Genomic DNA, 7133 nt, shown 5'->3' with positions numbered 1-7133 from the left:
GTCACGCTGAAAATGCCGGCCTTTGAATGGGTTCATGTGCAGCTCCATCAGCAAAAGGGGATGATAAGTTTATCACCACCGACTATTTGCAACAGTGCCACAATGAGTTACTCCGTAGTAATGCAAAATTACTGCATCGCAATGCAGTAGAAACTATGAAAGCAAACCAACGGCTGGTTATTGATATAAGCACCCTTAAAGAGGTGCAGGATACGCTTATCCAGACGGTTGGCGATGTTGTTAAAATCCAGAGAGAAGGGGCTATTAAGCTCAGGGAAACAGAAAAACAGGTTCTTGCCATGCGTGAGAATTTGCGCACCCGACTGACACAAAAAGGGGTAGATCATGGTGCGTAACCTTAAGAGTAGTGACGATTTTTCCCGTGAACTGTCATTTCTTTTTCACCGGTCTATAAAGATTAGAAATTCAGGTTTCGCGATATTTGGTGCGGGCCTGCTGATAATGATTTTTGGTCTTTGCTTGTGGTTGCTGTCATTACACCTCTCACCTTCAGTTCTGGACTTTGATATTGATGTGCCCTTGTCATTCTTCAATTCATCTGAAGGTGAAGATAAGTTAGTGGTTTCGGATTTTGGCGATGCATTTGGAGGCTTCCTAACTACATATTCTAAGTTGCTATTAGGGATTATGGGGCTATTAGTAGTTTCTTCAACTGCCTTTAAAATTTTAAAGGGGGAGGAAATAGGTGAGATATTCCCGATGCTTCTAATTGCTGGCGCTTTTCTTATCGGCTTGTCAGTTTTTACATCTGCTTTAGGTTCGGAAGAGACTGATGCCACTTCAGCTTCGACTGTAAAGGTTATCAAGAAATATGTAAAACATGAAAAATACGATAAACTTGTCGCATATTTAAATGATAGTAATTGGCCCTCAGGCGAAGAGGTATCTGTAAACTATTTAAAGGCGCAACTACATATAAAACTCGGCAAGCCAGATGTGAAGTTAACACAGAATGTTGTTAGGGCGTATATGTCTGGTGTATTACAGTCAAATATTCCCGTGAAAGTTCGTTATGCATTGGAAAAGACAGCTTTAGATAAATCCGTCTCACCACTTGCGATTCGTTATGAGCAAAAACGTATGTCTAAATCACATACCTTTTCAAAAGCGTCGGTTAATTGTCTTAAAGTAGGTAGTCCCGTCGCATTCGTTGGCGTTTTGTTCGCTCTTCTTGGTATAAAAATCAGGCGGCGAGTCAGATTCTTAGAATCAAATTGAATGAAAGCCCGGTACGCTGGGCTTTTTTATTCAGTAACTTTTATCAAATATGTAGTAATTTACCGGAATCTGCTTCTCCAGCTTGTTAGCTGAAAAGCTTACTCAAGTATAATAATCTACTTCTGATTATGTTTTTTATGGTTTTATTTTTACACAACTTATTAAGGATACATGATGTGTAACTTTACTCCTGTTCAAATTATTGCTGATTATATACTGAGGTTTCTTAAAAATAATACTGATGCCAAGCTTTATGAGGCAATGCAGCGTCTTGAAAAGAAAATTGGTCAGTTTGTCGCTGATGGGGTTGATGAACATCAATTACGCTCTTCATTAAGCAAAGTCTGTCGATCTCGTTCCAGGGCGGCTCTTAAAGAGGAGTGTGAACAACTCATTCCATAAAAAGAACATCATACGGGAAAGTTACTTTAACGGTGAATGGCTCGCTTCTGGCGGTTTAAGTTGACGGCCATTCCTACCATAGCCATCATAAAGTATGATTAGCATTCGAGTGTGGCACTACTAATTTTAATGGGCTACGCATTCAGTCTCCACCTCTCTAACTATAAAGGTTCTTTTCATGTCCAATAGCTTCGATAAGCCGCAAACGCTCCCGGTACATAATTCTGATGCCGAACCCTTTTTTCCGAAAAACCTTGGTCCATTTATCGAGCAGGTATCCGGAAGGGATCTGGCAATGCTCACAGAATCAGAGAAGGAAAAACTTGCGCACCTGATCAGAACTGGGCGTAAATATGGAGTTTCTGTCGCTATCGTTCCTGATACAGATTCTGCTGAGCTTCATGAATTACTGTCTAATGCCGATTCCATTGAAAGGCAGTTTTCCATCTATGAACGCATCCAGACGAAGATTGCGTTCACGCGGTGTCAGGAAGCATAAACAAAGTGAGAAATACAACTACGTGGTATGACGTAGAACATATTGAAATCACCACAGGCGAGCGAGGCGGCAGGATATGGGTGCTGAAGCTCTCCTGTGGCCATACAGTATTTCGCCGAATACCTCCTATACGTCTTCATAACCTCACAGCTTTTTCTCTGCGGGAGCCCCCAGAAAAATGTCGGTGCTCTCTTTGCAATTCAAGTCCATAATAAAGCCTTTTTAAAGGCCACAAACTGCATATCACAGGATAAATCATCCTCTACAGCGTTCATTCTTAAACGCAAAATTTATATTTCATTCATTCTATTTTAAAAGCGTTATAAAAGACGGAATCCTATTTAGTCTGTTTGATGCTTAAATCATCTTCAGTGCCTTTTATCTTTTACCCAGCGACTTTAACATTAACCTGAGCAGAAAACTTGTTTTCAAACTAAGTTCGAAAACTTTCTGCTCAGGTTATTAGCCGGGTAAGCCACTTTGTTATATTTGTTTCATGTTAACAGAGGAGGCGATATGCAAATTGAAAAGGTGATGTCATTACTTGAAGTGCTTTCAAGCTGGCTTGAAGATAACATCAATATGGATTCTGAAATTATCTTTGATAATGACGAAGATAATACCAACTCAGAAATTCTGTATCCTGCTGTAGAAAAGGCTAATGCCGTTTTGCGCAAAATGGCATCTTTATCTTCAGATTCTGTTCATGCAATTCGACAGCGCTTGCAGCTTGCCGTAGAAGGCAAAGCTGAATTGTCCCTCAAGGATGTGGGAGAGCTTCTGCTGGCAACAAAGTATCTGATGTTGTCCACTGAAGAGGGAGAGTAAGCCTGTGACCACTCTCGTATTTGAAATGGCAGATATCAATAAACTGATCGAAGAAATTCGCACCGCAAAAACGTTTTCGGTCACCCCAGATCAGATCTATGACCCGGCATGCTATCCGGGGGGAGCCCTCCTTAACGCTGAGGGACAGACTGAAGAAGAGGCGCGTAAAGCTGGTAGGGTTTTCTTTCCCTCATCCTCAAAAATTGCCAGCACACATCTGGTGCCAAAAGTGCTTCTCGCGCACAGTCATGGTGTATACCTGATCACTAATGCTGAGCTTGAGGGCTCTCCCGCATCCCGCGATACTGTGGCTTACGCCCAGGGGATGAATCCAAAACTGGATGAGGACTGGGATTACGCTTGTGATGCCGCTTTGGGTGGGTCTGATTGTAGCTATACCATTCCCGTTGAGTGGCTGGAGTTAGCGGTAGAGCAGGGTTTTCAGGAGTTTCGACTTCGAATGAGTGAAACCAATATCAAACTTGTCAGCAAATAGTATGTCCTTGCTGTTTCCAGTCAAACATTGTCCGCCAGTCGAGCTGCTGGCGGATTGTTTTATATAAGGCCGGGAAGGTATGTCAGGTTTAAGCAGTTCCGCCCAGAAGCTTACAAGGGCGCAGATTTACGTGTTAAGACGGATGGCATCCGGCACGATCTATGATATCTCTGGCAATTTCAGACGGGCCAGAGAACGGCGTACGTTTATGGGGAATCCTGATGATGTGACGTGCAGGAGCTCTCCGGTCCTGTTCCGGCTGGGCCTCGTGGAGTTATGCCAGCCAGTAAGGCATCTGGAGCCAGGTTTATACTATCGGCTCAAGTTGAGCTCCTCAGGGCATGAAGCTCTTAAGGCGAACGCACACCTCTAACATTTGAGATAGTTCGTTCGCAGCCAGGAAAGTAACTTTCATCTCAAGTGTGACCCTTACTACCTCATTTATGAGTAAAACCCCCCTCTGATATGTCGAAAATGCTCATTTATACGAAAATAGTTTCTCTTCAGGTGTGATGTAATTACTGAGAATTCTCCCTGAATGGAAGGCAACCGATGAAAATGTTTTTTACCCCTTATGTTCGTATCGTTTTCTATTTTTGCGCATTGATTTTTATTGTTTACAGTTTCAGTGATTTTTTCCAGGGCGTCCCTGACAGCACCTTCTTCAGTGCGGTCATCACGCTACTTGTTATCGGAACCATTGTTGCCCGGCATCTGGATCGCAAAAAATCTCTCAAATATACTTCACAGATTTAAGTTTCCACTCAGGCCACTCTCGGGTGGCTTTTATAATTTAATAAGGACCGGTTCATGCATAACCACGAAATTCAGACCATTGCTATATTTAGTGCCCAGTATAAAAACATCGAAGATGCTGAAAATGCAGGTGCTTTATATTCAGTAGATATTGAATATCCGATGACACTAAATGATTTATCGCGGCTTTGCGACTCTATTGCCGAAGCAGTAGGTGTGCCTGGCGGCGTCAAATACCAGTTCGTGTCCCAGCCGGAAGCGCATGAAACCAGCTTCTGATAACCAGTAACCAAACTGCCTAAAAGCAGGTGCAAAGCCATGAAACAAACAAAGTCTTCTATGTCACGTATTGTGCAGCTGTACGACGGGAGCCGATACGGAAACTGCGAGCAGGCTGATAACGAAGGAGAGCTTTTTACGGTGGTGTTGAATAAGCCTTCGCAGATCGATGACATCCGTAAAATCGTAGACACAACCGCCGAAGTACTTGGCAAAGCTTTGCCAGTACTCCTCTTTTAAAGCTTACATCCGTGAAGGATAATTACGGTCTTACTACTTTCAGTTTTTCATTCCAGTGCCGTCCATTTTAATTTATCGATTTTAAGCGGTCGGCGCTATTTCATTGTTTCTTTTCCGACTGTAATTCCTTATATATAGGAATATTTCAAAGAATTTATCTCAGGTTATTTGTGGCGTGGTGCCAGTTGTTATAATGATTCCACATAATCTGGAGAGTCAATCATGATCACATCTCTAATGAATTTCCGCGATTTAACCGGAGAGGCAGTCATCCAGGCGCGGCAATGCGTTATTAATGCTGAGATCGAAGCGGCCCGGGAAAAGGTAATTCATGCTCGTTCGTTATTCAAAGCGGGTATACATAATGTTGTAAACGGTAGTTCTGGCATTAAGGCTGCGGCAGCACATTTTCTGGTGATAAAACGTTTACAGACTGACACTCGGTATCTGGACGCGGTTATCACTGATAACCTTTGCATGTTTTCTCCTGAGGGTTATCTGTATCTGTTTATGCAACAACGTTATTTCCTATAAAACAATGGGTTAGGTAAGTATCTTTCCATTAAAAACATTAAAAAGGTGACTTGATGAAACCATTTGGACTTGCCGGAAAACCCCGGCCCGAACCTTGCGGCTGCTGCTGGTATACCCGTGAGGACTGCCCTTACGTCAGCGCAAAACAGATCTATCGCCGCAGGCAGCGCAAGGCAGAACGCCAGCGTCAGCGCAGCACCATTGTGATGGCCGTTTCTGAATTTCGCTGACCTCTTCTGGAAATATCATTTTTTCTCCAGAAGAATTTTAAAATAAAGGGAAATCTTTTCACGGGTATCTGATGTTTATTGTTTATGGTAAATTGCGCCACATTAATTGTTTGTGGCGCAGTTCGTGATGGCTTAAGGATATAATATGAAAATCAGCCAGCTGGAATCCGGGATGCAGGTTTGGTCTGTAACCCGTACCAAAATGGGAAATACCACCATTTCAACGGTCATTGTCCACCCCGTTGTCATTATTGAAATTCATGATAACCATGTGATTGCTCGCTGGAACGGCAATGCACCACGTCGGTTTGGAGAAACGGCTATCAGGGGCTGGAAGAAGGAGAAGCCACTGCTTGTCCGTGAGCCTTTCGGAAATGTTCGTCTGGCCACCCGGGCTGAAAAAACCGCTATGCAGGAAAAAGAGTAATACCCCCTTTTAGCACCCACAATTTCACCGTCCATCTGCCTTTAACCTTGCCTGTTATTAACGGAATCCTTTCTGACTGGGCGGATCCCACGCATAACCTGAACTGTTGGCTAACCGTCTTACAGCCAAATTCCCTCCTTTATCTGGCAGGAGTGCGTCCGTGAGCTCTGTATGATCTACGTGTTTGTTAAGTAGAGCACATAACAGGAGTGGGGTATGACTGAATTAAATAAAAGCCCGTCCGGTTTTTCCGGAGCTGATGTCAGTAAAGAACAGGCTGCCATAAGGGCACTTGTAGAAAGAGTAGTGACCAACTATCGCAGCCGGACAGCACCTGATCGGGTTCAAAAGGCTTCGGTAGCGTTTAATGGGGGATTAATCCTGACCCTGATGCTGGCCTTGACGCTATTGGGCTACCTTGTGGCGGAATTGCTCAGGGGGTATGTTGCGGATAGTTCACCCTATGTGCCCGGTCTAAGTTATTCGCAATTTTCGATGCTTATGGTCGTTGAGCTGTGTCTATGCTTTCTTGCATGGTTTTTGGTTGTCACAGGGGACTATCCCCGGCCGTGGATATTTCAGGTAGTCCCGATGGAGCAGTACTGGTTCTTTGACGAAGTGGATGACGACGATCTTGCCCGGCTTTCCTGTAACCCTTACATCAAGCGCTGGCTACTTGATGAAATGTCCGGTATTCATCGACTGACCTACACGAGGCTGCATGATCGACTGGAGCGCATCTGTAATATTGCATCCCATCTCGAATACAGCCGTATTCAGGCACATAAGATTTCCCTAATCAACGGAAGCAGTGCCTCCTGATCCTACCATTGCATCCGGAAATTAAACGGGCAGGAACTGCACTGTATGTTCCGACCCAGCAGCTGCCCGTTACCCTTTTCTTTAGTATAAAATGACTTTCGCCGACAACCGGAAGTGAATCATGTCAAATAAATGAAAAATCAGTAATTTATGTAGGCGGGGTGTTTGGCTGATCAGGGCAGGGTGGTATAATAACGCTGGTGCTGGAGGCTTTTGCCCCAGCCAGCGGTAACACTGTTTGACTGTGGTAAAAGCAGAAAGCCCCGAGTAATTTTTCAATTAACCTGTACTGCACCCATTTTGTTGGACGATGAAATGGAATAGTCCCTGATATGTCAAAGCCAAAATACCCCTTCGAAAAGCGCCTTGAAGTCGTGAATC

Annotated in this window: 14 protein-coding genes; 13 read left to right on the top strand and 1 reads right to left on the bottom strand. The window is 43.9% G+C overall.

The genetic code is table 11. The features are described 5' to 3' along the window. The first annotated feature begins 26 nt into the window (after positions 1-26). From ACNQ0W_RS24335 to ACNQ0W_RS24275, 13 genes are all read left to right on the top strand, one after another. Positions 27-356 (top strand): toxic anion resistance protein, encoded by a 330-nt coding sequence (locus ACNQ0W_RS24335; RefSeq protein ID WP_004248813.1) that lies wholly within the window; start codon positions 27-29, stop codon positions 354-356. Next, positions 346-1239, top strand: a complete 894-nt coding sequence (locus ACNQ0W_RS24330) for a hypothetical protein (protein WP_000252081.1) — start codon at positions 346-348, stop codon at positions 1237-1239. The genes ACNQ0W_RS24335 and ACNQ0W_RS24330 overlap by 11 nt, the downstream gene beginning before the upstream one ends. Before the next feature lie 174 nt (positions 1240-1413). Further along, positions 1414-1641, top strand: a complete 228-nt coding sequence (locus ACNQ0W_RS24325; protein WP_000336109.1) for a hypothetical protein — start codon at positions 1414-1416, stop codon at positions 1639-1641. Positions 1642-1819: 178 nt separating this feature from the next. Then, positions 1820-2140, top strand: coding sequence for a hypothetical protein (locus ACNQ0W_RS24320; RefSeq protein ID WP_000071366.1), 321 nt, complete (start codon positions 1820-1822; stop codon positions 2138-2140). A gap of 516 nt (positions 2141-2656) precedes the next feature. Beyond that, positions 2657-2968, top strand: a complete 312-nt coding sequence (locus tag ACNQ0W_RS24315; protein WP_001165367.1) for a DUF957 domain-containing protein — start codon at positions 2657-2659, stop codon at positions 2966-2968. Positions 2969-2972: 4 nt separating this feature from the next. Beyond that, positions 2973-3464 carry a DUF3085 domain-containing protein gene (locus tag ACNQ0W_RS24310; RefSeq protein ID WP_001371932.1) on the top strand — a complete coding sequence of 164 codons (492 nt, stop codon included), beginning with the start codon at positions 2973-2975 and terminating at the stop codon, positions 3462-3464. A 552-nt stretch (positions 3465-4016) separates the two neighbouring features. Next, positions 4017-4220 (top strand): hypothetical protein, encoded by a 204-nt coding sequence (locus tag ACNQ0W_RS24305; protein WP_000781547.1) that lies wholly within the window; start codon positions 4017-4019, stop codon positions 4218-4220. Positions 4221-4274: 54 nt separating this feature from the next. Next, complete coding sequence (locus ACNQ0W_RS24300; protein WP_000551490.1) at positions 4275-4499, top strand: hypothetical protein; 225 nt, start codon at positions 4275-4277, stop codon at positions 4497-4499. 39 nt (positions 4500-4538) lie between these two features. Beyond that, entirely contained in the window at positions 4539-4739 is a 201-nt protein-coding gene (locus ACNQ0W_RS24295) for a hypothetical protein (RefSeq protein ID WP_000814953.1), read from the top strand. Positions 4740-4961: 222 nt separating this feature from the next. After that, a complete protein-coding gene (locus ACNQ0W_RS24290) occupies positions 4962-5273 on the top strand; it encodes a hypothetical protein (protein WP_000633161.1) in 312 nt (103 codons plus the stop codon). A 53-nt stretch (positions 5274-5326) separates the two neighbouring features. Then, on the top strand, positions 5327-5503 hold the full coding sequence (locus ACNQ0W_RS24285; protein ID WP_000802040.1) for a hypothetical protein: 177 nt from the start codon (positions 5327-5329) through the stop codon (positions 5501-5503). Positions 5504-5648: 145 nt separating this feature from the next. Then, the gene (locus tag ACNQ0W_RS24280) at positions 5649-5930 is read left to right on the top strand and encodes a hypothetical protein (protein WP_000703842.1); all 282 of its coding nucleotides are present in this window, start codon (positions 5649-5651) and stop codon (positions 5928-5930) included. A gap of 216 nt (positions 5931-6146) precedes the next feature. Beyond that, positions 6147-6752 (top strand): hypothetical protein, encoded by a 606-nt coding sequence (locus tag ACNQ0W_RS24275; RefSeq protein WP_000137794.1) that lies wholly within the window; start codon positions 6147-6149, stop codon positions 6750-6752. A gap of 148 nt (positions 6753-6900) precedes the next feature. Here ACNQ0W_RS24275 and ACNQ0W_RS24270 read toward each other — a convergent pair. Next, positions 6901-7133, bottom strand: a 233-nt coding sequence (locus ACNQ0W_RS24270; RefSeq protein WP_214575478.1) for a hypothetical protein, incomplete at its 5' end; no start/stop codon positions are given.

Source organism: Enterobacter cloacae complex sp. 6730903 (assembly GCF_048283985.1).
Lineage (GTDB): Bacteria > Pseudomonadota > Gammaproteobacteria > Enterobacterales > Enterobacteriaceae > Enterobacter > Enterobacter hormaechei_C.
The sequence above is the reverse complement of the archived record's forward strand: the minus strand, read 5'-3'. Positions and strand labels throughout refer to the sequence as shown.

What these genes read in the sequence shown, in the direction of transcription:
- ACNQ0W_RS24335 (WP_004248813.1), top strand. Translation starts at nt 27, where the DNA reads ATGGGTTCATGTGCAGCTCCATCAGCAAAAGGGGATGATAAGTTTATC.
- ACNQ0W_RS24330 (WP_000252081.1), top strand. Translation starts at nt 346, where the DNA reads ATGGTGCGTAACCTTAAGAGTAGTGACGATTTTTCCCGTGAACTGTCA.
- ACNQ0W_RS24325 (WP_000336109.1), top strand. Translation starts at nt 1,414, where the DNA reads ATGTGTAACTTTACTCCTGTTCAAATTATTGCTGATTATATACTGAGG.
- ACNQ0W_RS24320 (WP_000071366.1), top strand. Translation starts at nt 1,820, where the DNA reads ATGTCCAATAGCTTCGATAAGCCGCAAACGCTCCCGGTACATAATTCT.
- ACNQ0W_RS24315 (WP_001165367.1), top strand. Translation starts at nt 2,657, where the DNA reads ATGCAAATTGAAAAGGTGATGTCATTACTTGAAGTGCTTTCAAGCTGG.
- ACNQ0W_RS24305 (WP_000781547.1), top strand. Translation starts at nt 4,017, where the DNA reads ATGAAAATGTTTTTTACCCCTTATGTTCGTATCGTTTTCTATTTTTGC.
- ACNQ0W_RS24300 (WP_000551490.1), top strand. Translation starts at nt 4,275, where the DNA reads ATGCATAACCACGAAATTCAGACCATTGCTATATTTAGTGCCCAGTAT.
- ACNQ0W_RS24295 (WP_000814953.1), top strand. Translation starts at nt 4,539, where the DNA reads ATGAAACAAACAAAGTCTTCTATGTCACGTATTGTGCAGCTGTACGAC.
- ACNQ0W_RS24290 (WP_000633161.1), top strand. Translation starts at nt 4,962, where the DNA reads ATGATCACATCTCTAATGAATTTCCGCGATTTAACCGGAGAGGCAGTC.
- ACNQ0W_RS24285 (WP_000802040.1), top strand. Translation starts at nt 5,327, where the DNA reads ATGAAACCATTTGGACTTGCCGGAAAACCCCGGCCCGAACCTTGCGGC.
- ACNQ0W_RS24280 (WP_000703842.1), top strand. Translation starts at nt 5,649, where the DNA reads ATGAAAATCAGCCAGCTGGAATCCGGGATGCAGGTTTGGTCTGTAACC.
- ACNQ0W_RS24275 (WP_000137794.1), top strand. Translation starts at nt 6,147, where the DNA reads ATGACTGAATTAAATAAAAGCCCGTCCGGTTTTTCCGGAGCTGATGTC.